The 24,383-nt window shown below is 72.6% G+C and carries 25 protein-coding genes and 1 tRNA gene; 20 read left to right on the forward strand and 6 right to left on the reverse strand.

Annotated features, from left to right (window positions below):
* Nucleotides 1-1,305: a UDP-glucose dehydrogenase family protein gene (locus ACH4LD_RS24990; RefSeq protein ID WP_398056497.1), complete on the forward strand. Its 1,305-nt coding sequence runs from the start codon at nt 1-3 to the stop codon at nt 1,303-1,305.
* Nucleotides 1,305-2,048 carry a polyprenol monophosphomannose synthase gene (locus ACH4LD_RS24995; protein WP_398056496.1) on the forward strand — a complete coding sequence of 248 codons (744 nt, stop codon included), beginning with the start codon at nt 1,305-1,307 and terminating at the stop codon, nt 2,046-2,048. The genes ACH4LD_RS24990 and ACH4LD_RS24995 overlap by 1 nt, the downstream gene beginning before the upstream one ends.
* Nucleotides 2,049-2,060: 12 nt before the next feature.
* Here the strand turns inward: ACH4LD_RS24995 and ACH4LD_RS25000 are convergent, their stop codons facing one another.
* Nucleotides 2,061-2,933 (reverse strand): hypothetical protein, encoded by an 873-nt coding sequence (locus tag ACH4LD_RS25000; protein ID WP_398056495.1) that lies wholly within the window; start codon nt 2,931-2,933, stop codon nt 2,061-2,063.
* A gap of 268 nt (nt 2,934-3,201) precedes the next feature.
* Here ACH4LD_RS25000 and rplM point away from each other — a divergent pair, with 268 nt between their 5' ends.
* The 3 genes from rplM (at nt 3,202) to glmM (ending at nt 5,738) form a co-directional block, all read left to right on the forward strand.
* Nucleotides 3,202-3,645 carry a 50S ribosomal protein L13 gene (gene rplM / locus ACH4LD_RS25005; protein WP_030345455.1) on the forward strand — a complete coding sequence of 148 codons (444 nt, stop codon included), beginning with the start codon at nt 3,202-3,204 and terminating at the stop codon, nt 3,643-3,645.
* A gap of 42 nt (nt 3,646-3,687) precedes the next feature.
* Nucleotides 3,688-4,200 carry a 30S ribosomal protein S9 gene (gene rpsI, locus ACH4LD_RS25010; RefSeq protein ID WP_103812805.1) on the forward strand — a complete coding sequence of 171 codons (513 nt, stop codon included), beginning with the start codon at nt 3,688-3,690 and terminating at the stop codon, nt 4,198-4,200.
* Nucleotides 4,201-4,379: 179 nt separating this feature from the next.
* Complete coding sequence (gene glmM, locus ACH4LD_RS25015) at nt 4,380-5,738, forward strand: phosphoglucosamine mutase (protein WP_398056494.1); 1,359 nt, start codon at nt 4,380-4,382, stop codon at nt 5,736-5,738.
* A 158-nt stretch (nt 5,739-5,896) separates the two neighbouring features.
* Here the strand turns inward: glmM and ACH4LD_RS25020 are convergent, their stop codons facing one another.
* The 3 genes from ACH4LD_RS25020 to ACH4LD_RS25030 form a co-directional block, all read right to left on the reverse strand.
* Nucleotides 5,897-6,841 (reverse strand): DUF389 domain-containing protein, encoded by a 945-nt coding sequence (locus ACH4LD_RS25020; RefSeq protein ID WP_398056493.1) that lies wholly within the window; start codon nt 6,839-6,841, stop codon nt 5,897-5,899.
* A gap of 21 nt (nt 6,842-6,862) precedes the next feature.
* Nucleotides 6,863-7,831 (reverse strand): type I pantothenate kinase, encoded by a 969-nt coding sequence (gene coaA, locus ACH4LD_RS25025; protein WP_398056605.1) that lies wholly within the window; start codon nt 7,829-7,831, stop codon nt 6,863-6,865.
* A 134-nt stretch (nt 7,832-7,965) separates the two neighbouring features.
* Entirely contained in the window at nt 7,966-9,495 is a 1,530-nt protein-coding gene (locus tag ACH4LD_RS25030; RefSeq protein WP_398056492.1) for an FG-GAP and VCBS repeat-containing protein, read from the reverse strand.
* Nucleotides 9,496-9,669: 174 nt separating this feature from the next.
* On the opposite strand from ACH4LD_RS25030, the gene glmS reads away from it, so the two are divergent.
* Entirely contained in the window at nt 9,670-11,517 is a 1,848-nt protein-coding gene (gene glmS / locus ACH4LD_RS25035) for a glutamine--fructose-6-phosphate transaminase (isomerizing) (protein WP_398056491.1), read from the forward strand.
* A 45-nt stretch (nt 11,518-11,562) separates the two neighbouring features.
* On the opposite strand, the gene ACH4LD_RS25040 is transcribed toward glmS, so the two are convergent.
* Nucleotides 11,563-12,345: an SDR family oxidoreductase gene (locus tag ACH4LD_RS25040; protein ID WP_132786931.1), complete on the reverse strand. Its 783-nt coding sequence runs from the start codon at nt 12,343-12,345 to the stop codon at nt 11,563-11,565.
* 112 nt (nt 12,346-12,457) lie between these two features.
* On the opposite strand from ACH4LD_RS25040, the gene ACH4LD_RS25045 reads away from it, so the two are divergent.
* The 6 genes from ACH4LD_RS25045 (at nt 12,458) to ACH4LD_RS25070 (ending at nt 18,158) form a co-directional block, all read left to right on the forward strand.
* Nucleotides 12,458-12,829 carry a holo-ACP synthase gene (locus ACH4LD_RS25045; RefSeq protein WP_041665442.1) on the forward strand — a complete coding sequence of 124 codons (372 nt, stop codon included), beginning with the start codon at nt 12,458-12,460 and terminating at the stop codon, nt 12,827-12,829.
* A gap of 53 nt (nt 12,830-12,882) precedes the next feature.
* Entirely contained in the window at nt 12,883-14,325 is a 1,443-nt protein-coding gene (locus tag ACH4LD_RS25050; protein WP_398056490.1) for an NAD(P)H-hydrate dehydratase, read from the forward strand.
* A 449-nt stretch (nt 14,326-14,774) separates the two neighbouring features.
* Nucleotides 14,775-15,938, forward strand: coding sequence for an alanine racemase (gene alr, locus ACH4LD_RS25055; protein WP_398056489.1), 1,164 nt, complete (start codon nt 14,775-14,777; stop codon nt 15,936-15,938).
* 161 nt (nt 15,939-16,099) lie between these two features.
* Nucleotides 16,100-17,359, forward strand: a complete 1,260-nt coding sequence (locus tag ACH4LD_RS25060) for an alpha/beta fold hydrolase (protein ID WP_398056488.1) — start codon at nt 16,100-16,102, stop codon at nt 17,357-17,359.
* The gene (gene tsaE, locus ACH4LD_RS25065) at nt 17,325-17,837 is read left to right on the forward strand and encodes a tRNA (adenosine(37)-N6)-threonylcarbamoyltransferase complex ATPase subunit type 1 TsaE (RefSeq protein WP_398056487.1); all 513 of its coding nucleotides are present in this window, start codon (nt 17,325-17,327) and stop codon (nt 17,835-17,837) included. Before ACH4LD_RS25060 ends, tsaE begins: the two co-directional genes overlap by 35 nt.
* Before the next feature lie 129 nt (nt 17,838-17,966).
* A complete protein-coding gene (locus ACH4LD_RS25070) occupies nt 17,967-18,158 on the forward strand; it encodes a hypothetical protein (protein WP_398056486.1) in 192 nt (63 codons plus the stop codon).
* A 19-nt stretch (nt 18,159-18,177) separates the two neighbouring features.
* Here ACH4LD_RS25070 and ACH4LD_RS25075 read toward each other — a convergent pair whose 3' ends face one another.
* Nucleotides 18,178-18,732, reverse strand: coding sequence for a hypothetical protein (locus tag ACH4LD_RS25075; protein ID WP_398056485.1), 555 nt, complete (start codon nt 18,730-18,732; stop codon nt 18,178-18,180).
* A 124-nt stretch (nt 18,733-18,856) separates the two neighbouring features.
* Here ACH4LD_RS25075 and tsaB point away from each other — a divergent pair, with 124 nt between their 5' ends.
* The 8 genes from tsaB (at nt 18,857) to ACH4LD_RS25115 (ending at nt 24,377) form a co-directional block, all read left to right on the forward strand.
* A complete protein-coding gene (tsaB, locus tag ACH4LD_RS25080) occupies nt 18,857-19,513 on the forward strand; it encodes a tRNA (adenosine(37)-N6)-threonylcarbamoyltransferase complex dimerization subunit type 1 TsaB (protein WP_132786917.1) in 657 nt (218 codons plus the stop codon).
* A gap of 29 nt (nt 19,514-19,542) precedes the next feature.
* On the forward strand, nt 19,543-20,043 hold the full coding sequence (gene rimI, locus ACH4LD_RS25085) for a ribosomal protein S18-alanine N-acetyltransferase (RefSeq protein WP_132787214.1): 501 nt from the start codon (nt 19,543-19,545) through the stop codon (nt 20,041-20,043).
* Complete coding sequence (gene tsaD, locus ACH4LD_RS25090) at nt 20,036-21,127, forward strand: tRNA (adenosine(37)-N6)-threonylcarbamoyltransferase complex transferase subunit TsaD (RefSeq protein WP_398056484.1); 1,092 nt, start codon at nt 20,036-20,038, stop codon at nt 21,125-21,127. The genes rimI and tsaD overlap by 8 nt, the downstream gene beginning before the upstream one ends.
* On the forward strand, nt 21,124-21,381 hold the full coding sequence (locus ACH4LD_RS25095) for a hypothetical protein (RefSeq protein ID WP_398056483.1): 258 nt from the start codon (nt 21,124-21,126) through the stop codon (nt 21,379-21,381). The genes tsaD and ACH4LD_RS25095 overlap by 4 nt, the downstream gene beginning before the upstream one ends.
* Nucleotides 21,382-21,453: 72 nt before the next feature.
* Nucleotides 21,454-21,526: transfer RNA gene (locus tag ACH4LD_RS25100), tRNA-Gly, on the forward strand.
* Between the two features lie 152 nt (nt 21,527-21,678).
* Nucleotides 21,679-22,710 (forward strand): LacI family DNA-binding transcriptional regulator, encoded by a 1,032-nt coding sequence (locus ACH4LD_RS25105; protein ID WP_132786911.1) that lies wholly within the window; start codon nt 21,679-21,681, stop codon nt 22,708-22,710.
* A gap of 116 nt (nt 22,711-22,826) precedes the next feature.
* Nucleotides 22,827-23,906: an LCP family protein gene (locus tag ACH4LD_RS25110; protein WP_398106187.1), complete on the forward strand. Its 1,080-nt coding sequence runs from the start codon at nt 22,827-22,829 to the stop codon at nt 23,904-23,906.
* Between the two features lie 114 nt (nt 23,907-24,020).
* Nucleotides 24,021-24,377, forward strand: coding sequence for a YciI family protein (locus ACH4LD_RS25115; RefSeq protein ID WP_132786909.1), 357 nt, complete (start codon nt 24,021-24,023; stop codon nt 24,375-24,377).
* The last annotated feature ends 6 nt before the right edge of the window (nt 24,378-24,383 follow it).

Genomic DNA, 24,383 nt, shown 5'->3' on the forward strand with positions numbered 1-24,383 from the left:
TTGCGGCTCACCGTCATCGGCACCGGCTACCTCGGCGCCACCCACGCCGCCTGCATGGCGGAACTCGGCCACGACGTGCTCGGCGTCGACGTCGACCCGGAGAAGATCGCCGCGCTGAGCGCCGGCCGCGTGCCCTTCCACGAGCCCGGGCTGCCCGAGCTGATCGCGAAGCACACCGCGAGCGGCCGGCTGCGCTTCACCACCTCCTTCGCCGAGGCCGGGGCCTTCGGCGAGGTGCACTTCGTGTGCGTCGGCACCCCGCAGCGCGCGGACTCCGGCGCCGCCGACCTCAGCCACGTCGACGCCGCCTTCGCCGCCCTGGCCGCGCACGCGGCGCCGGACGCGCTGGTCGTGGGCAAGTCCACCGTGCCCGTCGGCACGGCGGAGCGGCTGGCGCGCACCTACGCCACCGAGGTCGCCTGGAACCCGGAGTTCCTGCGCGAGGGCTTCGCGGTCGAGGACACGCTGCGTCCGGACCGGCTGGTCTTCGGCGTGGACAGTGCCCGCGCCGAGACGATCCTGCGCGCCGTGTACGCTCCGGTCCTCGCCGCCGGCACCCCGCTCGTCATCGCCGATTTCCCGACCGCCGAGCTGGTCAAGACGGCCGCCAACGCCTTCCTCGCCACCAAGATCTCCTTCATCAACGCGATGGCCGAGGTCTGCGAGGCGGCCGGCGGCGATGTGCGCACCCTCGCCGAGGCACTGGGCCACGACGACCGGATCGGCCCCGAGTTCCTGCGCGCCGGGATCGGCTTCGGCGGCGGCTGCCTGCCGAAGGACATCCGCGCCTTCGCGCACCGCGCCGACGAGCTGGGCGTCCCGCTGACCTTCCTGCGCGAGGTGGACGCGATCAACATGCGGCGCCGGGACCGGGTGGTGGAACTGGCCCGCGAGCTGTGCGGATCGGACGTGCTCGGCGCCCGGGTCACCGTCCTCGGTGCCGCCTTCAAGCCCGGCTCCGACGACATCCGGGACTCGCCGGCGCTGGCCGTGGCGGCCCGGCTGCGGCTGGAGGGCGCCGACGTCACCGTCCACGACCCCGAGGCGATGGACAACGCACGCAAGGCGTTCCCGCTGCTCGGGTACGCGCTGACCGTGGAGGACGCGCTGCGCGGCGCCGACCTGGTGCTGCACCTGACCGAGTGGCCGCGGTTCCGGGAGATCGACCCGGAGCGAGCCGCGGCGCTGGTGGCCCGCCCCCGGATCGTGGACGGACGAGGGGTGCTCGACGCGGACCGCTGGGCCGCGGCGGGCTGGCGGTTCCGGGCGCTGGGCACTCCGGCGCCCGCAGGGGAGGGACAGTGATGGCACAGGACGAGCTGCCGGTCACCGTGGTGATGCCGACGTACAACGAGGCGGCGAACCTGCCGGGGATGGCCGAGGCGGTGCTCGGGCTGCCGCTGGACGCCCTGCATCTGAAGATCGTCGACGACTCCAGCCCGGACGGCACCGGGCGGATCGCCGAGGAGCTGGCGGCGCGGTACAACAGCGGCGGGCGGCGCCGGATGAGCGTGCTGCACCGCACCGCGAAGGACGGGCTGGGACGGGCGTACACGGCCGGGATGTCCGCCGCGCTCGCGGAGGGCGCCGCGTACGTCGTCCAGATGGACGCCGACGGCAGCCACCCGGTGGAGGCCGTGCCCCGCATGCTGGAGGCGGCCCTCGCCACCGGCGCCGGTCTCGTCGTGGGCAGCCGGTACGTCGAGGGCGGCTCGCTCGACGAGCGGTGGGGCGCGCACCGGGTGCTGCTGTCCCGCTTCGCCAACCGGTACGCGCGCGCCGTCCTCGGCACCGAGATCCAGGACATCACGGCCGGCTTCAACCTGTGGTCGGCGCAGACCCTCAGGGACGTGGACCTGTCGTCCCTGGACAGCGCGGGCTACAGCTTCCAGGTGGAGCTGAAGTACAAGGCCGTACGCGCCGGGCACACGGCCGTGGAGATCCCGATCCGGTTCGCCGAGCGCACGGAGGGTGCCTCCAAGATGACCCTGCGCACCCAGCTGGAGTCGGCCGTGGTGCCGCTGCGGCTCCGGCTGAAGCGGCAGTAGGCGCGCGCCCGGCTACCGGGCGGCGGCCGAGGCCTGGACCTGGCCGCGGCGGTGGATCTGGTTCGCGGTGAACTGGGCGAGGTCGTTGCCCGCACCGAACACCTTGGTGTCCTTGGTCGTGACGTCCTTGCCGCTGGTGAAGCCGGAGATCGTGAAGTAGGCGTAGCGGCCGTAGGCGTTCCTGGTCGAGCGGCAGAACGCGCCGTCGCAGAAGGGCTTGACGCCCTTGCCGAACAGCGAGCGCACGATGCTCCGGTCGTCGGTCTGGCCCTTGGCCTTGGCGGCCTTGTCCGCGTCGTCGAAGACGGCGACGCCGACGGTGACCGCGATGCCGCCGTTCGTGTAGGTCACGCGCATCAGGCGGGTGCAGCCGTTGCCGGTGAGGATCTTGGGGAGGGTACCGCCGGCGGCGGTGGCACAGCTCGTGGTGTCGGCCGTCGGGCCCTTCTTGTACACCGTGCCGCCCATGGTCAGCTGGGTGCCCGGGAACAGGGTGTCCGGGCTCAGCGGGGCGGTGTCCTTCTTGGCGCTGGATATGAAGTCCGTGGGGTCCAGCGGCGGCGGCGCGCTGGTGGGCGCGAAGGACGGCGTCGCGGTGCCCGTGCCGGGCAGCGATCCGCTGGCGGGCAGGTTGCTGGGACCGGCCTGCGGGTCACCGCCGTTCGCGGAGACGACGGCCATGGCGACCGCGGTGCCTATCGCGACGGTGGCGAGCGCGCCGCCGGCTATGAACAGCAGCTTGCGGCGCTTGTTCCGCGTCTCCGATGCCTCGGCGAGCGCGGCCCAGTCCGGCGTCCCGTCGTCGGATCCGCTGTTCCACGGCTGCTGGGAATTCGGTTTCCAGGGATCCCACTGAGACTGGGGTCCCCCCTGCCCGTAACTCATGGGGCGCATCTTAGACGGGGGGCCGGTGGTGCGGGGTCCCTCTGACGGCCTGCCTCGTTTTGACCCGTCCGGGGGCTGCCCGGTAACCTACTTCTTCGTTGTGTATTGGCTTGCTCATTCTCACGGGACGGGCCCTTACACCGGTCCACCGGGCCGATGACCAGCGACCCCACGCACGCGGTTTGCGTCGCCGCCGTGGGTCAAGGCTGTCGTGATCGTTTCGGTGACCTTGTTTAGGACCATTCACTCGAAGCGAAGGCTACGAACCGTGCGTACGTACAGCCCCAAGCCCGGCGATGTGACGCGCCAGTGGCACGTCATCGACGCTCAGGACGTTGTCCTGGGCCGTCTCGCCACCACTGCCGCGACCCTCCTCCGGGGCAAGCACAAGCCGATCTACGCGCCGCACGTCGACGCTGGTGACTTCGTCATCATCATCAACGCCGACAAGGTGCACCTGTCCGGCAACAAGCGGACCCAGAAGATGGCGTACCGCCACTCCGGTTACCCGGGTGGTCTGCGCTCCGTCCGCTACGACGAGCTGCTCGACAAGAACCCCGAGAAGGCCATCGAGAAGGCCGTCAAGGGCATGCTCCCCAAGAACACGCTGGGCCGTCAGATGCTCTCGAAGCTGAAGGTCTACAAGGGTGACCAGCACCCGCACGCTGCCCAGCAGCCGGTGCCGTTCGAGATCACCCAGGTCGCGCAGTAAGTCCGGCCACCCCCTAAGACTGAAGAGAATCTGAGGAGAATCGTGGCCGAGACCACTGCCGAGCAGCCGCTCGAAGAGCTTGACATCGACAGCTACACCACCGAGTCCGAGGTCCCCGTCGAGGGCGAGTACACCTCGGAGTCCCTGGCCTCCCGCTTCGGCGAGCCGCAGCCGGCCGCCGGCCTGGGCCGCCGCAAGAACGCCATCGCCCGCGTCCGGATCGTCCCGGGCACCGGCAAGTGGAAGATCAACGGTCGCACCCTTGAGGACTACTTCCCCAACAAGGTGCACCAGCAGGAAGTCAACGAGCCGTTCAAGGTCCTGGAGCTTGAGGGCCGTTACGACGTCATCGCCCGCATCGCGGGTGGCGGTGTCTCCGGTCAGGCCGGTGCGCTCCGTCTCGGTGTCGCCCGTGCGCTGAACGAGGCCGACGTCGACAACAACCGCGGCCCGCTGAAGAAGGCCGGCTTCCTCAAGCGCGACGACCGTGCGGTCGAGCGCAAGAAGGCCGGTCTGAAGAAGGCCCGCAAGGCCCCGCAGTACAGCAAGCGCTAATCAGCAGCTGCCTGCTCGTACTCCGAACGCCCCGGCGGCACGCCACTTGTGCCGTCGGGGCGTTCGTTTATCCCCGCCAAGGGCGTATAACGACACAAGACGCTCAAAGGCTTGTGTGATCGGATGTCATGGCGTCTGCCATCATTCCCGGCAGCAAGGACGCTTCCTCAGGAGGACAAGTGGGACGACTCTTCGGCACGGACGGCGTGCGCGGTGTCGCCAACGCGGATCTGACGGCCGAGATGGCGCTCGGCCTCTCCGTCGCCGCGGCGCACGTGCTGGCCGAGGCGGGCACCTTCGAGGGCCACAAGCCGACGGCGGTGGTCGGACGGGACCCGCGCGCGTCCGGGGAGTTCCTGGAGGCGGCGGTGGTCGCCGGCCTGGCCAGCGCGGGCGTGGACGTCCTGCGGGTCGGCGTGCTGCCGACCCCTGCGGTGGCGCACCTGACCGGAGCGCTCGGCGCCGACCTCGGCGTGATGCTCTCCGCCAGCCACAACGCCATGCCGGACAACGGCATCAAGTTCTTCGCGCGCGGCGGCCACAAACTCGCCGACGAGCTGGAGGACCGGATCGAGGCGGTCTACGACGCCCACCGGCACGGCGAGCCGTGGGAGCGGCCGACGGGCGCCGGGGTCGGGCGCATCCGGTCGTACGAGGAGGGCTTCGAGCAGTACGTCGCCCACCTGCTCGCGGTGCTGCCCAACCGGCTCGACGGGCTGAAGATCGTCCTGGACGAAGCGCACGGCGCGGCCTCGGGGGTCTCGCCGGAGGCGTTCGCCCGGGCCGGTGCCCAGGTCGTCACGATCGGCGCCGAGCCGGACGGCCTCAACATCAACGACGGCTGCGGCTCGACCCACCTGGACAAGCTCAAGGCCGCGGTCGTCGAGCACGGCGCCGACTTCGGCGTCGCGCACGACGGCGACGCCGACCGCTGCCTGGCCGTGGACCACACCGGTGAGGAGGTCGACGGCGACCAGATCCTCGCCGTGCTCGCGCTGGCGATGCGGGAGCGTTCCGCACTGCGCTCCGACACCGTCGTCGCGACCGTGATGTCCAACCTCGGCTTCAAGCTGGCCATGGAGCGCGCGGGCATCCGGCTCGTGCAGACGGCCGTGGGCGACCGGTACGTGCTGGAGGAGATGAAGGAGCACGGGTACGCCCTCGGCGGCGAGCAGTCCGGGCACGTCATCGTCCTCGACCACGCGACCACCGGTGACGGCACGCTGACCGGGCTGCTGCTGGCGGCCCGGGTCGCGGAGACCGGCCGTACGCTGCGGGAGCTGGCCTCCGTCATGGAGCGGCTGCCGCAGGTGCTGATCAACGTGCCCGACGTGGACAAGTCGCGGGTGCGTACGTCGGCCGACCTCGCCGCCGCCGTGTCCGAGGCCGAGCGGGAACTCGGGGAGACCGGGCGGGTGTTGCTGCGTCCTTCCGGCACCGAGCCGCTGGTGCGGGTGATGGTCGAGGCCGCCGACATCGAGCAGGCCCGCTCTGTCGCCGGGCGGCTGGCCGACGCCGTGAAGTCCGCCCTCGGCTAGGGCCTCTCGTTCGGATCATGCCGGGCTCGCGGGGTCTGGTGCCGCGCCTCGCCGCGTTGTCGTCGGTTGCCATGGCTCCGCCATGGCGGCCTCCTCCGCCTTGCGATGCACGGCACCAGACCCCGCTCCCTGATCCGGCCTGATCCAAACGAAAGACCCTAGGGCCGGCGGCCCCATGGGTGTCGCCGGTGCCGGTTCCAGAAGTACTTCTGGGCCAGCAGCGTGAACGTTCCCGCCAGGATGATGCCCAGGAGGTTCAGCAGGAGCTGTTCCGAGGAGCGCGCGGCCTGGTGGGTGTCGTCGTAGATCAGGGCCACGGCCGCGTTGGCGGCCGCGGGTACGGTCGTCACGGAGATGGCGACGCCCACCAGGGCGCCGGACTTGGCGGACGTCAGCGACAGCGTGCCGGCGATCCCCGCGAGCACGGCGACGACGAACGAGAACCAGTCCGGCGCGTAGATGAAGCCGGTGTTGGGTCGATCGGCCTCCAGCCGCGCCTTGCTGAACAGGCCGACCGCGTCCATCAGCAGACTGAACCCCGCGGTCAGGGCCATCGCCAGCGCGAAGCCCACCAGCAGGGCGGTCAGCGAGCGCCATGCCAGGCGCGGCCGGCGTCGCACGAGAGCCGTGCAGATGCCGGCCAGCGGGCCGAACTCCGGGCCCACCGCCATCGCGCCCACGATCAGGATCGCGTTGTCCAGCACGACACCACAGGCCGCGATCATCGTCGCCAGGGTGATGAAGGCCGCGTAGGTGACCGACAGCGTCGACTCCTCGTGGGTGGCCTCGGTCAGGCCCTCCCACAGCACCGCGTCCGCGCCCTCTCCCGGCGCCTCCTCCTCGGCCTCGTCGGCCCGCCGGGACAGGGAGAGGTCGATGGTCTCCATGGCGATCGAGCCGGTGTCGTCCAGACCGAGGCGCCGTAGCCCGGCGATGAGTTCGTCGCCCGCCTCGCGGGCCACGTCGCACAGGACGACGTCGCCGGCGGGGTCACGGGCGGCGCCGGGCAGGACCACGAGGTGGGTGGTGCCGACCGTCGTCTCGATCAGGCGGACCACCTCGTCGGTCCGCTCCGCGGGGGTGATCAGGCGCAGATGCAACATGCGCCCATCCAACAGGTTCCGCTACAGCTTGCGGAGTCTGAGGCGCTGGACCTTGTGGTCCTGGCCCTTGCGGAGGATGAGGCCGGCCCGGCCCCGGGTCGGGGCGATGTTCTCGACCAGGTTGGGCTTGTTGATGGTCCGCCAGAGCGTGCGGGCGTAGTCCAGGGCCTCCTCCTCGGAGACCTGGGTGTACTTGCGGAAGTACGAGTTCGGGTTCTGGAACGCCGTCTGGCGCAGCTTCTTGAAGCGGCTCAGGTACCAGTTCTCGATGTCGTCGGCGCTCGCGTCGACGTACACGCTGAAGTCGAAGTAGTCGGCGAGACCGACCCGGGTGCGGCCGTCCTTGCCGGGCAGGGCGGGCTGGAGGACGTTGAGGCCCTCCACGATCAGGATGTCCGGGCGGCGGACGGTGAGCTTCTCGCCGGGCACGATGTCGTAGATGAGGTGCGAGTAGACCGGCGCGGACACCTCGTCCTTGCCGGCCTTGATGTCGGCGACGAAGCGGGTGAGGGCCCGGCGGTCGTAGGACTCCGGGAAACCCTTGCGCGACATCAGGCCGCGGGCCTCCAACTCCCGGGTGGGCAGCAGGAAGCCGTCCGTCGTGACCAGTTCCACGCGCGGGTGCTCGGGCCAGCGGGAGAGGAGGGCCTGGAGCAGGCGGGCGACGGTGGACTTCCCCACGGCGACCGAGCCGGCGACCCCTATGACGAACGGGGTGCCGGCCTGGGAGCCCTTCTCCCCGAGGAAGGTGTTCAGCGCGCCCCGGAGGCCGTCCGTGGCGCCGACGTAGAGATTGAGGAGCCGGGAGAGCGGGAGGTAGATGTCCCGCACCTCGTCCAGGTCGATGACGTCACCGAGGCCACGGAGCTTCTCCACCTCCTCGGCGGTGAGCGGCAGCGGCGTCTTGTCGCGCAGGGCGCTCCACTCGGCACGGGTGAGATCGACGTAGGGAGTCGCCTCCGGCCTGTGCCGGTGGGCGCTCCGGGGCATCGAGGAGACCGGTGAGATCACAGTCCATTGTTAACGGAGTCTGAACGGGATGGCGGGGTGGGGTATGTCACGCGTCCGGTGGCGTGTCTGACGCGATCCCTCCCCACCCCGCCCGGGCCGTCTCGGCGGGTGCCTCAGGTGTTGATCAGGGACACCTGGCGGGAGTTCTGGAGGATGCTGCCGAACTGCGGGACGGCCCAGAGGATCTCCATCCCGACCTGCGCGGGCTTGAGCAGCTGAGCGCCCGTCGTCCCGATGCGCCGGCCGCCGTCCGCCGCGGGGCCCGACGGCAGCACGGTGACGGTGCCGTCGCCGTTGTCCGCCCACGGGGTGCCGGCGATCAGGTCGGCGCCGCCGTCGTGGTCGAGGTCGGTGAGCAGCACGGCCGTGCCGAAGTTGCCGTACGGCTCGCCGGGGACGTCGTGGTTGCCCTGGTAGAAGTACTGCGGCGCGGCGCTGGTGTCGACGCCGGACTTCGAGCCGTACAGCACGGTGACGGTGCCCATGCCGTAGTACATGTGCCCCCACAGCCGCATGTTCTCCTGCGGGGCGCCGACGGCGAGGTCGAGCAGGCCGTCGCCGTTGACGTCGCCGAGGGCGACCGCCTGACCGAACTTGTCCCAGTTCTCGGAGTCGCCGGGGACGGTGCCCGACTCCTGGGTGATGGTCTGGGTGCGGCTGGAGGGGCCGGAGGCGGAGCCGTAGGTGACGACGACCTTGCCGCCGATGGGGCCGTCGGCGGTGGTCCGGCCCCAGTAGACGCCGGTGACGATGTCGCCGCGCCCGTCGCCGTCGAGGTCGCCGATGGCGCCGGCGACGCCGCCGGGCATCTTCTTGGCGCTGCTGGTCGAGGGGCCGGTGGCGGTGCCCGGCACGAAGTAGTTGACGTTGTAGTACGTGCCGTCGGCGCCCTTGGTGGGGTTCAGGCCGTTGACCACCAGGTCCGCTCGGCCGTCGCCGGTGACGTCCCCGGCCGAGAGGTTGGTGATCCCGGCCTCCGGCGCGGAGCGCAGCGGCAGGGAGCGGGTGGCGAGGGCGCCGGCCTTCCCGCCGCGGGAGATGCCCTTGCGGAAGGTGTAGAGGGTGGACCCGTTGGTGCCGACGGCCAGGTCGGTGCGGCCGTCGCCGTCGAAGTCGCCGGCGGCGAGCGAGGCGCCGAAGCGGTCGTGGGCGGCCGGGGCCGGGTCGGGGATCGTGGTGGCCGAGGCGAGGCCCTTCGCGGAGCCCCACATGATCTGTACCAGGCCGCCGTTGACGTCCTGGCCCACGTCCTCCAGCGGGGTGCCGACGGCGAGGTCGGTGTAGCCGTCGTGGTCGAAGTCGCCCGCGGTGGTCGCGGCGCCGAACAGGTCCCCGTTCTCGGCCGCGCCCGGCACCCAGGCGGTGTCCTGGGTGATGGTGGTGCGCCGGTCGGCGGAGACGCCCCGGGCGGAGCCGTAGAGGACGCTGACCGCGCCCACCCGCCACTTGCCGTTCAGCCGGGCGGCCGGGGCGGTGACGGGGAAGTCGCCGTACCCGTCACCGTTGAAGTCGGTCAGGGCCTGCTTCGCGGCCGTCGCGCTCGGACCGGTCGCGGAGGCGGGTCCGGTCAGCCCGACGGTCAGGCCCCCCGCCAGCGTCGCGGCGACGGCCGTGGCCAGAACGGTGCGATGTCTACGCTTCACCTGTGTGTCTCCCGGTGTTCGCTTGTTGCGTTCGTCCGGTAGACCTCCGACCCGCTCGCACGGTTGTGCGGGAGTGTGGATGTGCTGCGGATGTGCTCTGAACGGACCCAGGATTTCCGAATCCGGGCACGCGGCACCACTTTTGACGGGGGGACGGCCCGTAGGCTGCGGTTCATGTGCGGAATCGTGGGATACGTAGGGTCGCAGTCGGCGCTCGATGTCGTGATGGCCGGGCTGAAGCGGCTGGAGTACCGGGGTTACGACTCGGCCGGTGTCGCCGTACTGGCGGACGGCGGGCTGGCCGCCGCGAAGAAGGCCGGGAAGCTGGTCAACCTGGAGAAGGAACTGGTCGAACGGCCGCTGCCGGCCGGCACGACCGGCATCGGACACACACGCTGGGCCACCCACGGCGGCCCCACGGACGCCAACGCGCACCCCCACCTGGACAACGCGGGCCGGGTCGCGGTGGTCCACAACGGCATCATCGAGAACTTCGCGGTGCTGCGCGCCGAACTGGCCGAGCGCGGCCATGAGCTGAACTCCGAGACGGACACCGAGGTCGTCGCCCATCTGCTGGCCGAGGAGTTCTCGGCGACCGCCGACCTCGCCGAGGCGATGCGGCTGGTGTGCCGGCGGCTGGAGGGCGCGTTCACGCTGGTCGCGGTGCACGCCGACGACCCGGACGTGGTGGTCGGCGCCCGCCGGAACTCCCCGCTGGTGGTCGGCGTCGGCGAGGGTGAGGCGTTCCTGGCCTCCGACGTCGCCGCGTTCATCGCCCACACGCGCTCGGCGATCGAGCTGGGCCAGGACCAGGTGGTGGAACTGCGGCGCGACGGCGTCACGGTCACGGGCTTCGACGGCCGCCCGGCCGAGGTCCGCTCCTACCACGTGGACTGGGACGCCTCGGCGGCCGAGAAGGGCGGGTACGACTACTTCATGCTCAAGGAGATCGCCGAACAGCCCAAGGCGGTCGCCGACACCCTGCTCGGCCGCATCGACCCGTCCGGCTCACTGACCCTGGACGAGGTGCGGATCACCCCCTCCGAGCTGCGCGAGATCGACAAGGTCGTCATCGTGGCGTGCGGTACGGCCTTCCACGCGGGCCTGATCGCCAAGTACGCCATCGAGCACTGGACGCGCATCCCGTGCGAGGTGGAGCTGGCCAGCGAGTTCCGCTACCGGGACCCGATCCTGGACGGGCGGTCGCTGGTGATCGCCATCTCCCAGTCCGGCGAGACCATGGACACCCTGATGGCCCTCCGGCACGCCCGGGCGCAGGGTTCGAAGGTGCTGGCGATCTGCAACACCAACGGCTCGACGATCCCGCGCGAGTCGGACGCGGTGCTCTACACGCACGCGGGCCCGGAGGTCGCCGTCGCCTCCACCAAGGCGTTCCTGACCCAGCTGGTCGCCTGCTACCTGGTCGCGCTGTACCTGGGCCAGGTGCGGGGCACCAAGTGGGGCGACGAGATCCAGGCGGTGATCAAGGACCTGTCCCGCATCTCCGAGGAGGTCGAGCGGGTCCTGGAGACCATGGAGCCGGTGCGGGCGCTGGCGCGGACGCTGGCCGACAAGGACACGGTGCTGTTCCTCGGCCGGCACGTGGGCTATCCGGTGGCCCTCGAAGGCGCGCTCAAGCTGAAGGAACTGGCCTACATGCACGCCGAGGGCTTCGCCGCCGGCGAGCTGAAGCACGGCCCGATCGCGCTGATCGAGGAGGACGTGCCGGTGGTCGTCGTCGTCCCGTCCCCGCGCGGCCGGTCCGTCCTGCACGACAAGATCGTCTCCAACATCCAGGAGATCAGGGCGCGGGGCGCGCGGACCATCGTGATCGCGGAGGAGGGCGACGAGGCGGTCGTCCCCTACGCCGACCACCTCATCCGCATCCCGGCCACGCCCACCCTGCTGCAGCCGCTGGTGGCCACGGTCCCGCTCCAGGTCTTCGCCTGCGAGCTGGCCACGGCCCGGGGCAACGAGGTGGACCAGCCCCGCAACCTGGCCAAGTCGGTCACGGTGGAGTGAGGAGGCGGAGCCTCGTCGAGCGGGGCCCCGTCCGGCGCGGCTCCGTCAGTGGACGGAGAAGCCGCCGTCCACGTGGATCGACTGGCCCGTGATGTAGGCGGAGGCGCGGCCGGCCAGGAACACGGCCGCGCCCGCGAAGTCCTCGGCGAGACCGTTGCGGCCGACCATCGTCCGAGCGGCCAGCGCCGCCACCTTCCCGGGGTCGGACTGGAGCCGCCTGTTGAGCGGGGTCAGCACGAAGCCCGGCACCAGGGTGTTGCAGGTGACGCCGTGCGGCGACCACGCCTCGGCCTGGGAGCGGGCCAGGGACTCCAGACCCCCCTTCGAGACGCCGTAGGCGCCGCTCTGCACGAAGGCGCGGTGCGCCTGCTGGGAGGTGACGTGGATGATCCGCCCGAAGCCCCGCTCGGCCATGCCGGGGCCGAACCGCTGTCCGAGCAGGAACGGGGCCTCCAGGTTCACCGCCATGGTGGTGTCCCACACGTCCTCGCCCAACTCGTCCATCGGCGGACGGAGGTTGATCCCCGCGGAGTTGACGAGGATGTCGGGTTCACCGAAGACGGCCGCGGCCTCCTCGGCCGCCGCGCGCACCCCGTCGCGGGTGCCCAGGTCACCGCTGACCCAGGCGGCCCGGCAGCCGTCCGCCACCAACTCGTCCACCGTTGAGACCAGTTCTGTCTTCCTCCGGGCCACGATCACCACGCTCGCCCCGGCCCGGGCCAGTGCCCCGGCGATGGCCCGCCCGATACCGGAACTGCCTCCGGTCACCACGGCGACACGGCCGTCCAGGGAGAAGAGGTCGGAGAGATAGGCACGCGAGGACGTCATGCCGGAAGCGTAGAGCGCCCCTTCCGGCCGTCGTGCGGCGCCGGGGGTCCGACGTGGTGTCGCCGTGTCGCCAGCGCCGCCGCCCTGTCACCGGGGTCGTAGGGTGCTCGGCATGAGCATCATCGGGGTGGGCATCGACGTCGCCGAGATCGACCGGTTCCGGGCGTCCCTGGAGCGGACGCCGGGCCTGGCCGACCGGTTGTTCGTGGAGCGGGAACTGCTGCTGCCCAGCGGGGACAGGCGCGGCATCGCCTCGCTCGCGGCCCGGTTCGCCGCCAAGGAGGCGCTGGCGAAGGCGCTGGGCGCGCCGTCGGGGCTGCAGTGGACCGATGCCGAGGTGTACGTGGAGGACACCGGGCAGCCACGGCTGCGGGTGAAGGGGACCGTGGCCGCGCGGGCCGCCGAGCTGGGTGTGCGGGCCTGGCACGTGTCGCTCAGTCATGACGCGGGCGTGGCCTCGGCCGTGGTGGTCGCCGAGGGCTGACCGGTCCCGGGCCCGGGTGTGGGCGGTGGGGGTTACGGGGCAGACTCGGTGCCATGCGTACTGCGTACAGCGTGGAGACGGTAAGGGCCGCCGAGCGGGCGTTGATGGCACGGTTGCCGGAGGGCGCGCTGATGCAGCGGGCCGCCGCCGGGCTGGCCGCCGCCTGCGCCGACCTGCTCGGGCGGGTGTACGGCAGCCGGGTGGTGCTGCTCGTCGGCAGCGGGGACAACGGCGGGGACGCCCTCTACGCGGGGGCCCGGCTGGCCCGGCGCGGCGCCGGGGTGACGGCCGTCCTGCTGACGCCCGGCCGGGCCCACGGCGGGGGGCTGGCGGCCCTGCGGCGGGCGGGCGGCACGGTCACCGCCGCGGACCCCGCCGCCTCCTTGGACGAACTGATCCTGCGGGCCGACCTGGTGGTGGACGGGATCGTCGGGATCGGCGGCAAGGGCGGACTGCGGCCGGACGCCGAGCGGCTCACCGGGGTGGTGGCGCGGTCCCGGGCCGCCGTCGTGGCCGTGGACCTGCCCAGCGGCGTCGACGCGGACACCGGGGAGGTGCGGGGGGCCGCGCTCCGGGCCGACCTGACCGTCACCTTCGGCGCGTACAAGCCGGGGCTGCTGGTGGATCCCGCGCGGGAGTACGCGGGAGTGGTGCGGCTGGTCGGCATCGGTCTCGAACCACCGTCCGCCGACGCCGTACTGGAGGCTCTGCAACACGCCGACGTGGCCCGGCTGTTGCCGCTGCCGACGGGGGAGAGCGACAAGTACCGGCGCGGGGTGGTCGGGATCGCCGCCGGGTCGGCCCGCTACCCCGGGGCGGCCGTGCTGGTGGTGTCGGGCGCGCTGCGGGGCGGGGCCGGGGCCGTGCGGTACGTCGGGCCGGCCGGGGACGCGGTCATCGCGCGCTTCCCGGAGACCCTCGTCTCCGACGCCGGGCCCGCGAAGGCCGGGCGGGTGCAGGCCTGGGTGGTCGGGCCCGGCGCCGGGGACGACGCGGCCGCCGTCGCCGAGGTGCTGGAGGCGGACGTGCCGGTGCTGCTGGACGCGGACGGGCTGCGGCTGGCCGACCGGGACGCGGTGCGGCGGCGTACGGCGCCGACGCTGATGACCCCGCACGCGGGGGAGGCCGCCGCGTTGCTGGGGGTGCGGCGCGAGGAGGTCGAGGCGGCCCGGCTGGCCGCGGTGCGGGAGCTGGCGGCGGTGTACCGGGCGACCGTGCTCCTGAAGGGGTCGACCACACTCGTCGCCGACTTCGCGGGCGGACCGGTGCGGGTGAACGCCACCGGGACGCCGTGGCTGGCCACCGCCGGGAGCGGTGACGTGCTGTCCGGGCTGGCGGGGTCCTTGCTGGCCTCGGGGCTGCGGGCGGCGGACGCCGGCAGCGTGGCCGCGTACCTGCACGGGCTGGCGGGCCGCTTCGCAGCGGACGGCGCGCCCACGGGCGCACATGACGTCGCCTCACACATCCCGGAGGCCTGGAGAGACGTACGAGGCTGACCGGCACGGCGCGACCGACGGCGGCGCAACTCCCCGGGGCCGGGCCACGGCGAACTGCGCGACCGGCCCCCAGGCACCCGCACCCCGCTGACGGCCGGAGGGGCAACGGCGGGCCCCGGGTCCTCACCCGGGGCGCCGCGGTGCAACTCCCTGGGGGCGCGGGGAACTGCGCGACCGGCCCCCAGGCACCCGCACCCCGCTGACGGCCGGAGGGGCAACGGCGGCACCCGGCCCACGCTCCGCCGAGGACCGCCCCGCTGACGGCCGGAGGCCAACCGCCGCACCCGGCCCACGCCCCGCCGAGGACCCCCCCGCTGACGGCCGGAGGGGCAACGGCGGCACCCGGCCCACGCTCCGCCGAGGACCGCCCCCCGCTGACGGCCGGAGGCGCAACGGCGGGGACCCGGCCCACGTCCCGCCGAGGGGGGCTCTGAGAGACTGGGGGAGCCATGAGTGAGACACCAGCTGTGCCGACCGCCGCCCTGCGCGCCCGCGCCGAGATCGATCTGGGCGCCCTGCGCGCCAATGTGCGGGCCCTGCGCGCCCGGGCCGAGGGCGCCGCCGTGATGGCCGTCGTCAAGTCCGACGGATACGGCCACGGCGCGGTGCCGTGTGCCCGCGCCGCCCTCGCGGCGGGCGCGAGCTGGCTCGGCACGGCCACGGCCGAGGAGGCCCTCGCGCTGCGCGCGGCCGGGCTGCCCGGCCGCATCCTGTGCTGGCTGTGGGTGCCGGGCGGGCCCTGGCGGCAGGCGATCGAGGCCGACATCGACGTCTCGTTGAGCGGCATGTGGGCCCTGCGGGAGGTCGTCGAGGCCGCCCGGGCGGCGGGGCGGCCCGCGCGCGTGCAGCTCAAGGCCGACACCGGACTCGGCCGCAACGGCTGCCAGCCGGGGGACGACTGGGCCGAGCTGGTCGGTGCCGCCCTGCGCGCGGAGGCCGAGGGACTGGTCCGCGTCACCGGAGTGTGGTCGCACTTCGCGTGCGCCGACGAGCCGGGGCACCCGTCCATCACCGCCCAGCTCACCCGGTTCCGGGAGATGCTGGCGTACGCCGAGGACCGGGGCGTACGGCCCGAGGTGCGGCACATCGCCAACTCGCCGGCCACCCTCACCCTGCCCGAGTCCCACTTCGACCTGGTCCGCACGGGCATCGCCCTGTACGGCGTCTCGCCCAGCCCGGAGCTGGGCACCCCGGCGGACTTCGGGCTGCGTCCGGTGATGACGCTCAGCGCCTCGCTGGCCCTGGTCAAGCACACCCCGGCCGGACACGGCGTCAGCTACGGCCATCACTACGTCACCCCCGGCGAGACCACGCTCGGCCTGGTGCCCGTCGGTTACGCGGACGGCATCCCGCGGCACGCCTCGGGCACCGGCCCGGTGCTGGTCGGCGGCAAGTGGCGGACGATCGCCGGGCGGGTGGCCATGGACCAGTTCGTGGTGGACCTGGGCGGTGACGAGCCCCCGGTGGGCAGCGAGGCCGTGCTGTTCGGGCCCGGCGACCGCGGTGAGCCCACGGCGGAGGACTGGGCGCAGGCCTGCGGCACGATCGCGTACGAGATCGTCACACGCATCGGAACGCGCGTTCCCCGCGTCTATGTGGACGCGGCCACGTGAACGCGTTCCATGTGAGCGCGTCCACATAGACGCGGCGATGTGAACGTCGATGTGAACGCGTCCATGTGAGCGCATTCACGTGAACGTGCAAGAACTCGGGTAACCCGTTCCGCGACGGCACCCACCCAGGCGAACTGCAGTACGGCGAAGAGGAGCGGTACGTGAGCGAGAGCAGCGCGGAGGTCGTGGCGGAAGTCGTCGCCTCGGCGGCCGCCGCCTCCGCCGCGGGGGCGGCCGGGAGCTGGCGCAGGGCGACCGGCCTCGCCGGTGCCGCGATAGGCGTGCTCGCCGCGGGAGCGGCGGCCGGTGTCGCCATCGAACGGATGACGGTGGGGCGCGGAATGCGCCGCAAGGCCCGGCTGGCCCTGGACGCGGCGGGCCCCTACGGCACCCTGCGCGGCACCCCCGGCAAGGCGTACGCCGACGACGGCACCGAGCTGTACTACGAGGTCGACGAGGCCGAGCCGGACGCCGGCCCGAACGTCTCCCCGCGCCGGCGCCGGCTCTTCGGCCGCAAGGCCCCCGCCCCTGTCACCGTCGTCTTCTGCCACGGCTACTGCCTCAGCATGGACTCCTGGCACTTCCAGCGGGCGGCCCTGCGCGGGGTCGTCCGGACCGTGTACTGGGACCAGCGCAGTCACGGGCGGTCCGCGCGGGGCGTGGCCCAGACCCGGGACCGGGTGCCCGTCACCATCGACCAGCTCGGCCGCGATCTGAAGGCCGTGCTCGACGCCGCCGCACCGGACGGGCCGGTGGTGCTGGTCGGTCACTCGATGGGCGGCATGACCATGATGGCCCTCGCCGCGGAGTACCCCGAGCTGATCCGGGACCGGGTCGTCGCCACCGCCTTCGTCGGCACGTCGTCCGGGCGGCTCGGCGAGGTCAACTTCGGGCTGCCGGTGGCCGGCGTCAACGCCGTCCGCCGGATCCTCCCCGGGGTGCTGAAGGCGCTCGGGCAGCAGGCGGAGTGGGTGGAGAAGGGGCGCCGGGCCACCGCCGACCTGTTCGCCGGGATCATCAAGCGGTACTCGTTCGCGGGCCGGGACGTCGACCCGGCCGTGGAGCGCTTCGCCGAGCGGATGATCGAGTCGACGCCGATCGACGTGGTCGCCGAGTTCTACCCGGCCTTCACCGACCACGACAAGACCGGGGCGCTCGTCTGCTTCCGCGACATGCCGGTGCTCGTGCTGGCCGGCGTCCAGGACCTGGTCACGCCCAGCGAGCACAGCGAGGCCATCGCCGACCTGCTGCCCGACGCCGAGCTGGTGCTCGTGCCGGACGCGGGGCACCTGGTGATGCTGGAGCACCCGGAAGTGGTCACCGACCGCCTCGCCGACCTGCTCACCCGCGCGGGTGCGGTGCCCGCAGGGGCTACCGTAAGTGGCTATGGAAGCACCAGCAGCACCGCACAACCCCGCTGAGACCCAGCTGACCGTCACCTCCCCGGAGCAGATGCGGGAGCTGGGCCGCCGACTGGCCAAGCTGCTGCGCGCGGGCGACCTGGTGATGCTCACCGGCGAGCTGGGCGCGGGCAAGACCACGCTGACCCGCGGGCTCGGTGAGGGCCTGGGCGTGCGCGGCGCGGTCACCTCGCCGACCTTCGTGATCGCCCGGGTGCACCCGTCCCTCGGTGACGGCCCGCCCCTGGTGCACGTCGACGCCTACCGGCTCTCCGGCGGCCTGGACGAGATGGAGGACCTGGACCTCGACGTCTCGCTGCCCGACTCGGTGATCGTCGTTGAATGGGGCGAGGGCAAGGTCGAGGAGCTGACCGAGGACCGCCTCCAGGTGGTCATCCACCGCGCGGTCGGCGACACCACGGACGAGGTACGGCACGTGACCGTCACCGGCCTGGGCGAACGCTGGTCCGAGACGGACCTGGAGACGCTGTCAGGCTGAGGCCGCCGACACATTCCGACAAGCCGTCGGCAAGATATTGCGCAGGACATCCCGGGCGTGGTGACATGGTATCCAGCCCGTACTTAGGCGTGCCTAAGTACGTCCGCCCCCGCGGCTCAGGAGGCGTCCATGCCCACAGTGCAACCGGTGTCCATGCGCGATCTGCTGGCGGCCTGCGCTGCGGCGGACGCGGTCTCCAGGCCACCGCGGCTCGAACACCCCGAAGGGGCGCGGGGCGAGCACGCGGGCACCGCCGCGTGGACACGCCCGGCCGCCACGGTCCCGCAGCCTCCCGACGGCGCATCCCGGCACGGCGCCTAGCCATGGCCCGTCCGGCGCCCTAGCGGATCACCACGACCTTCACACCGATCGTCGCGAAGTTCCACATCGCGTCCCCGTCCGACCGCGTCTCCCGGATGCCGCCCGTCTTCACGCCGGAATCGGCCGTCAAGCCCTCCGCGCCGCCGTTCACCGCCGCGCTGAACCCGATGGCCACCCCGTCCACGCTGGTGAACCGCACCACGTGCTCGATGGGGACGCTGTCCGTGCCGGTGGCCGTGCTGGAGCGGGACGTCACCCAGTACGTGCCGACCGGCGGGTCGACCGTGCCCGGCCGCACCGGGAAGGTGCGCTGCACCCGTTCCCGGGGGGTGACCAGCCAGACCCGGTCGTCGTCCACCGAGTACACGACCCGTTCACCCGTTCCGGAGCCGCTCGGCAGGGCGGTCGGGTGGTGCCGGTCCCGGGGTGCCTTGGAGGTGGGCGTCGCGTGTGCCACCGGCCCCGCGCCCAGGCCCGCCGGGACGGTCGCCTGGGCCCGGTAGGCGAGGAAACCGACCGTTCCCAGCGCCGCCGCGGTGAGGACGGCCACGATCCCCGAGCTGGTCCCTGCCACCTGCGCCACCTCTGCCTCGTGCCGTCAACCGGTGTATATGTCGTACTTCGTACAGACCGTAGCAGTCGGTGACCGTCCGTCCCGGACGACCCTGCGGGCGGCGCGGGCGCCGTAGGCTGTTCGCGTGCTCTTGCTCGCTCTGGATACCGCAACACCCGCCGTCACCGTCGCCCTGCACGACGGCACCGACGTCATCGCCTCGTCGAGCCAGGTGGACGCGCGCCGGCACGGAGAGCTGCTGCTGCCGGCCGTCGACCGGGTCCTCACCGAGGCCGGACTGAAGCTGGAGGCCGTCACCGGGATCGTCGTCGGCACCGGGCCCGGCCCCTACACCGGCCTGCGCGTCGGCCTCATGACCGCCGACACCTTCGGCCTGGCGCTCGGCGTCCCCGTGCACGGCCTGTGCACGCTGGACGGCCTCGCCTACGCCGCCGACATCGAGAAGGGCCCCTTCGTCGTGGCGACGGACGCCCGGCGCAAGGAGGTCTACTGGGCCACGTACGCCGACTCCCGGACCCGGCTGACCGGCCCGGCCGTCGACCGTCCGGCCGACATCGCCGAGCGGGTCGCGGGCCTTCCGGCGGTCGGCGCCGGCGCGCTGCTCTACCCGGACACGTTCCCGCGCGCCCACGAGCCCGAGCACGTGTCCGCCGCCGCCCTCGCCTCGCTCGCGGCGGAGAAGCTGGCCGCGGGCGAGGAGCTCGCGGCCCCCCGGCCGCTGTACCTGCGCCGGCCGGACGCCCAGGTCCCCAAGAACTACAAGGTGGTCACCCCCAAGTGACACAGCCGGCACCCCCCCGACTGCGCGAGATGCGCTGGTGGGACATCGACCCGGTCCTGGGGCTCGAACGGGACCTGTTCCCCGAGGACGCCTGGTCCCGGGGCATGTTCTGGTCCGAGCTGGCCCATTCCCGGGGGCCCGAGGCCACCCGCTGCTACCTCGTCGCCGAGTCCGCCGACGGCCGGATCGTCGGGTACGCGGGCCTGGCCGCCGCCGGTGACCTGGCCGACGTGCAGACCATCGCCGTGGCCCGCGACCACCAGGGCACCGGCCTCGGTGCCCGCCTGCTGACCGAGCTGCTGCGCGCGGCGACCGCGTTCGAGTGCCACGAGGTGATGCTTGAGTGCCGGGTGGACAACCTGCCCGCCCAGAAGCTCTACGAGCGCTTCGGCTTCACCCCCATCGGCTTCCGGCGCGGCTACTACCAGCCGGGCAATGTGGACGCCCTGGTGATGCGCCTGACCACGGAACCCGGCAGCGGCTCGGCCGCGGGCTCCGCCTCAGTACAAGGAACCGATATCAATGACTGACGAACCTCTCGTCCTCGGCATCGAGACCTCCTGCGACGAGACCGGCGTCGGCATCGTCCGCGGCACCACCCTGCTGGCGGACGCCGTCGCCTCCAGCGTCGACGAGCACGCCCGCTTCGGCGGCGTGGTGCCGGAAGTGGCGTCCCGGGCGCACCTGGAGGCGATGGTCCCCACCATCGACCGCGCGCTGAAGGAGGCGGGGGTCAGCGCCAGGGACCTGGACGGCATCGCGGTCACCGCGGGCCCCGGTCTCGCGGGCGCCCTGCTCGTCGGCGTCTCGGCGGCCAAGGCGTACGCCTACGCGCTCGGCAAGCCCCTGTACGGCGTCAACCACCTCGCCTCCCACATCTGCGTGGACCAGCTGGAGCACGGCCCGCTGCCCGAGCCGACGATGGCCCTGCTGGTCTCCGGCGGCCACTCCTCGCTGCTGCTGTCGGCCGACATCACGTCGGACGTCCGGCCGATGGGTTCGACCATCGACGACGCGGCCGGCGAGGCCTTCGACAAGATCGCCCGCGTGCTGAACCTGGGCTTCCCCGGCGGCCCGGTCATCGACCGGTACGCCAAGGAGGGCGACCCGGAGGCCATCGCCTTCCCGCGCGGCCTGACCGGCCCGCGCGACCCGGCGTACGACTTCTCCTTCTCGGGCCTGAAGACCGCCGTGGCCCGCTGGATCGAGGCCCGGCGCGCGGCCGGCGAGGAGGTCCCGGTCCGCGATGTGGCCGCCTCCTTCCAGGAGGCCGTGGTCGACGTGCTGACCCGCAAGGCCGTCCGCGCCTGCAAGGACGAGGGCGTGGACCACCTGATGATCGGCGGCGGTGTGGCGGCCAACTCCCGGCTGCGCGCGCTCGCCCAGGAGCGCTGCGAGGCGGCCGGTATCCGGCTGCGCGTGCCGCGTCCCAAGCTGTGCACGGACAACGGCGCCATGGTGGCCGCGCTCGGCGCCGAGATGGTCGCCCGCAACCGGGCCGCGTCCGCCTGGGACCTGTCGGCCGACTCCTCCCTGCCGGTGACCGACCCGCACGTGCCCGGCCACGACCACGACCATGTGCACGAGGTCAGCAAGGAGAACCTCTACTCGTGACCGTCGCCCTGATGTGGGAGGCCCGGGCCACCGAGGGCCGGGGCGCGGACCTGCTGGCCTGGGTGCGCGAACAGCCCCTCGCCGGCGAGCCGTTGCGCCGCGAGACCTTCCGCGCGCCGCAGGACCGGGTGCTGGTCGTCACGTGGTGGGACGCGCCGTACGACGCCCCGCTTCCCGAACTGCCGGATCCCGACCGGGACTTGGTCACCCGGCCCGTGCACCGATGGCGGTTCGAGGCGGTGGCGGAGGGCTGAGTTGGGGAAACCGCCCCGACTGCGCTATGATCATCACACAGCGAACGGCCGGAACACCGGTCCGGACGCAGTGCGTTGGTGGTCCAAGGAAAGACGCCCCGCTTCCTGCGGGGAGATGCAGGTGCAAGGCCTGCCCGGCGCTCCACTCGACACCCCGCCCCCGGGTCACCGGCGGCGGGGTGTTCGCGTTTCACGGGTCACCTGCTCGAATGTTTCGCCCGATCATTCGAATGTTCCGGAGAGCTCTGACCTGCCGAGGGCTTCGTCAAGCGGTCCGCCGGGGATACGATCGCGGGCATGAAGCCCTCGAAGCCCGCAGGAACGCAGACGGCGACCCTCGCCGAGATCGCCCGTGAGGCGGGAGTCTCCGCTCCGACTGTTTCGAAGGTCCTCAACGGCCGGGCCGATGTCTCCCCCGCCACCCGCACCCGCGTCGAGGAGCTGCTGCGCGCCTACGGCTACCGGCGCCGCCGTGCCGAGGCATCCCGCTCGCCCCTCATCGACGTGGTCTTCCACGAGCTGGAGAGCGCCTGGGCGATGGAGGTCATCCGGGGCGTGGAGAACGTCGCCCGGGACGCCGGGCTGAGCGTGGTCCTGTCCGAGTCGGCCGGCCGGCTCACCCCCGGCCGCACCTGGGCCGACCAGGTGGCCGCCCGCCGCCCGCACGGTGTGGTGCTGGTGCTCTCCGAGCTCGACGAGTCCCAGCGGGCGCTGCTGACCAGCCGCTCCATCCCGTTCGTGGTGATGGACCCGGCCGGCGACCCGGGCCCGGACGTTCCGTCGATCGGCGCCACCAACTGGCAGGGCGGTCTCGCCGCCACCCGCCATCTGGTGGAACTCGGCCACACCCGGATCGGCGCGATCAGCGGCCCGTCCCGGATGATGTGCAGCCGGGCCCGGGTCGACGGCTACCGGGCCGCCCTGGAGACGGCCGGACTGCCCGTCGACCCCTCCCTCGTCGTGGCCGGTGACTTCCACCACGACGCGGGCTACCGCCTGGGCCTGGAGCTGCTGCGCCGCCCGGACCGGCCCACCGCCGTCTTCGCGGGCAACGACCTCCAGGCGCTCGGCCTGTACGAGGCCGCCCGTGAGCTGGGTCTGCGCGTCCCGGAGGACCTCAGCGTGGTCGGCTTCGACGATCTGCCGGTGGCGCGCTGGGTGGGTCCGCCGCTGACGACCGTACGGCAGCCGCTCACCGAGATGGCCGAGGCCGCGGCCCGGCTGGTGCTGGAGCTGGGGAGCGAGCGGGAGGAGCGGGCGGCGACCCGGGTGGAGCTGGCGACGAGCCTGGTGGTGCGGTCGAGCACGGACGTGCCTCCGGCCGCTTAGCGTCCGTGCGGACGGAGTCTCCTCCAACGGGCCGGTGCCGGACGGCGGTTCGGTGACGCGGGGATGAGAATTTCCCAAGAAAACCGACTCGGGCGGCTTCTGCTAACAGCCCCCTAATGATTCGGACTTATGTTCCTGTTGTGACGCGACACGAGGAGCAAGGCGACGCGGGCAGACGGGTGGGCCGGCGGTCGAGAGCGCTGAAGATCGTCGGCCTCGCTCTGACGGGCACCCTGGTGCTGGGTGTGGCGGCGGCCGGCTGGGCCTACTGGCATCTCGACCACAACATCAGAAGCGTCGACATCGACAGCGCACTCGGCGACGACCGTCCGGCCAGGGCCGTGGTCACCCCGTCCGCGACCGCCCCGGCGGACGCCTCCCCGCTGCCCACCGGCTCCCTCAACATCCTGGTCCTCGGCTCGGACTCGCGCAGCGGCAAGGACAACCAGGAGCTGGGCGGCGGCGACAGCGGGGGAGCCCGGTCCGACACCGCCATGGTCGTGCACATCGACGCGGGCCGGACGAAGGCCACCGTCGTCAGCATCCCGCGCGACACCCTCGTCACCCGCCCGTCCTGCCCGCTCACCTCCGGCGGCAGGACGGCACCGGCGTACGGCGCCATGTTCAACAGCGCCTACGCGGTGGGCGGCCCGGTGTGCGCGGTGAAGACCGTCGAGACCCTCACCGGCGTCCGCATGGACCACTACCTGGAGGTCGACTTCTCCGGCTTCGCCAAGCTGGTCGACGCGCTCGGCGGGGTCGACGTCACCACCGGCCAGGACATCGACGACGACAAGAGCCACCTGCACCTCAAGGCCGGCACCCACCACCTCGACGGCAAGCAGGCCCTCGCCCTCGCCCGCACCCGGCACGGCATAGGCGACGGCAGCGACCTGGGCCGCATAGGGCTCCAGCAGACACTGGTCAAGGCCCTGCTGGCAGAGATGTCCGGCGGCGGCCTGCTCTCCGACCCGGCCCGGCTGTACCAGGTCGCCGACGCCGTCACCACCAGCCTCACCACCGACACCGGCCTGAACTCCCTGAACGAGCTGGTGAGCCTCGGCCGGAGCCTGAAGGGACTGACCGCCGACCGGGTGCGGACGGTGACCATGCCGGTCGTCACGGCACCGTCCGACCCCAACCGGGTCGTCGCCGAGGAGCCGGCGGCGAAGGACCTCTGGGCCTCCCTGCGCTGAGCCGTGGAAGTCCCGGAAATTTTTTCCGCGGGCCTGTCGATCCAGGTGTCTCCCGTTCGACGCAAGGGGTGAGCGGCGGGAAACGGACCCGCCGCCACGACCGAAGGAGTCACCATGCCCCGCTACCTGTCGCTCGTGCGCGTCGACGAGTCCGCCGCCCCCGCCGGAGGCCCCAGCGCGGAGCTGATGCAGCGGATGGGCGAGCTGATCGAGGAGATGACCAAGGCCGGTGTGCTGCTCGACACCGCCGGGCTCACCCCGTCCGCCGAGGCCGTCCGGATGGACTGGGACGGCGAGAAGGCCTCCGTGACCGACGGCCCGTTCACCGAGTCCAAGGAGGTCGTCGGCGGCTACGCGCTCATGCAGTGCAAGGACCGGGCCGAGGCGCTGGAGTGGACCCAGCGCTTCCTGAAGGTCCACGGCCCGGAGTGGCGGCTCGCCTGCGAGCTGCGGGAGATCGCCGAGGGCTGAGCCGTT

This window comes from Streptomyces sp. NPDC017676, from assembly GCF_044329325.1.
Taxonomy (GTDB): Bacteria; Actinomycetota; Actinomycetes; order Streptomycetales; family Streptomycetaceae; genus Streptomyces.

What these genes read in the sequence shown, in the direction of transcription:
- ACH4LD_RS24995 (WP_398056496.1), top strand. Translation starts at nt 1,305, where the DNA reads ATGGCACAGGACGAGCTGCCGGTCACCGTGGTGATGCCGACGTACAAC.
- ACH4LD_RS25000 (WP_398056495.1), bottom strand. Translation starts at nt 2,933, where the DNA reads ATGAGTTACGGGCAGGGGGGACCCCAGTCTCAGTGGGATCCCTGGAAA.
- ACH4LD_RS25020 (WP_398056493.1), bottom strand. Translation starts at nt 6,841, where the DNA reads ATGTTGCATCTGCGCCTGATCACCCCCGCGGAGCGGACCGACGAGGTG.
- coaA (WP_398056605.1), bottom strand. Translation starts at nt 7,831, where the DNA reads ATGCCCCGGAGCGCCCACCGGCACAGGCCGGAGGCGACTCCCTACGTC.
- glmS (WP_398056491.1), top strand. Translation starts at nt 9,670, where the DNA reads ATGTGCGGAATCGTGGGATACGTAGGGTCGCAGTCGGCGCTCGATGTC.
- ACH4LD_RS25040 (WP_132786931.1), bottom strand. Translation starts at nt 12,345, where the DNA reads ATGACGTCCTCGCGTGCCTATCTCTCCGACCTCTTCTCCCTGGACGGC.
- ACH4LD_RS25045 (WP_041665442.1), top strand. Translation starts at nt 12,458, where the DNA reads ATGAGCATCATCGGGGTGGGCATCGACGTCGCCGAGATCGACCGGTTC.
- ACH4LD_RS25050 (WP_398056490.1), top strand. Translation starts at nt 12,883, where the DNA reads ATGCGTACTGCGTACAGCGTGGAGACGGTAAGGGCCGCCGAGCGGGCG.
- alr (WP_398056489.1), top strand. Translation starts at nt 14,775, where the DNA reads ATGAGTGAGACACCAGCTGTGCCGACCGCCGCCCTGCGCGCCCGCGCC.
- tsaE (WP_398056487.1), top strand. Translation starts at nt 17,325, where the DNA reads ATGGAAGCACCAGCAGCACCGCACAACCCCGCTGAGACCCAGCTGACC.
- ACH4LD_RS25070 (WP_398056486.1), top strand. Translation starts at nt 17,967, where the DNA reads ATGCCCACAGTGCAACCGGTGTCCATGCGCGATCTGCTGGCGGCCTGC.
- rimI (WP_132787214.1), top strand. Translation starts at nt 19,543, where the DNA reads ATGCGCTGGTGGGACATCGACCCGGTCCTGGGGCTCGAACGGGACCTG.
- tsaD (WP_398056484.1), top strand. Translation starts at nt 20,036, where the DNA reads ATGACTGACGAACCTCTCGTCCTCGGCATCGAGACCTCCTGCGACGAG.
- ACH4LD_RS25105 (WP_132786911.1), top strand. Translation starts at nt 21,679, where the DNA reads ATGAAGCCCTCGAAGCCCGCAGGAACGCAGACGGCGACCCTCGCCGAG.
- ACH4LD_RS25110 (WP_398106187.1), top strand. Translation starts at nt 22,827, where the DNA reads ATGATTCGGACTTATGTTCCTGTTGTGACGCGACACGAGGAGCAAGGC.
- ACH4LD_RS25115 (WP_132786909.1), top strand. Translation starts at nt 24,021, where the DNA reads ATGCCCCGCTACCTGTCGCTCGTGCGCGTCGACGAGTCCGCCGCCCCC.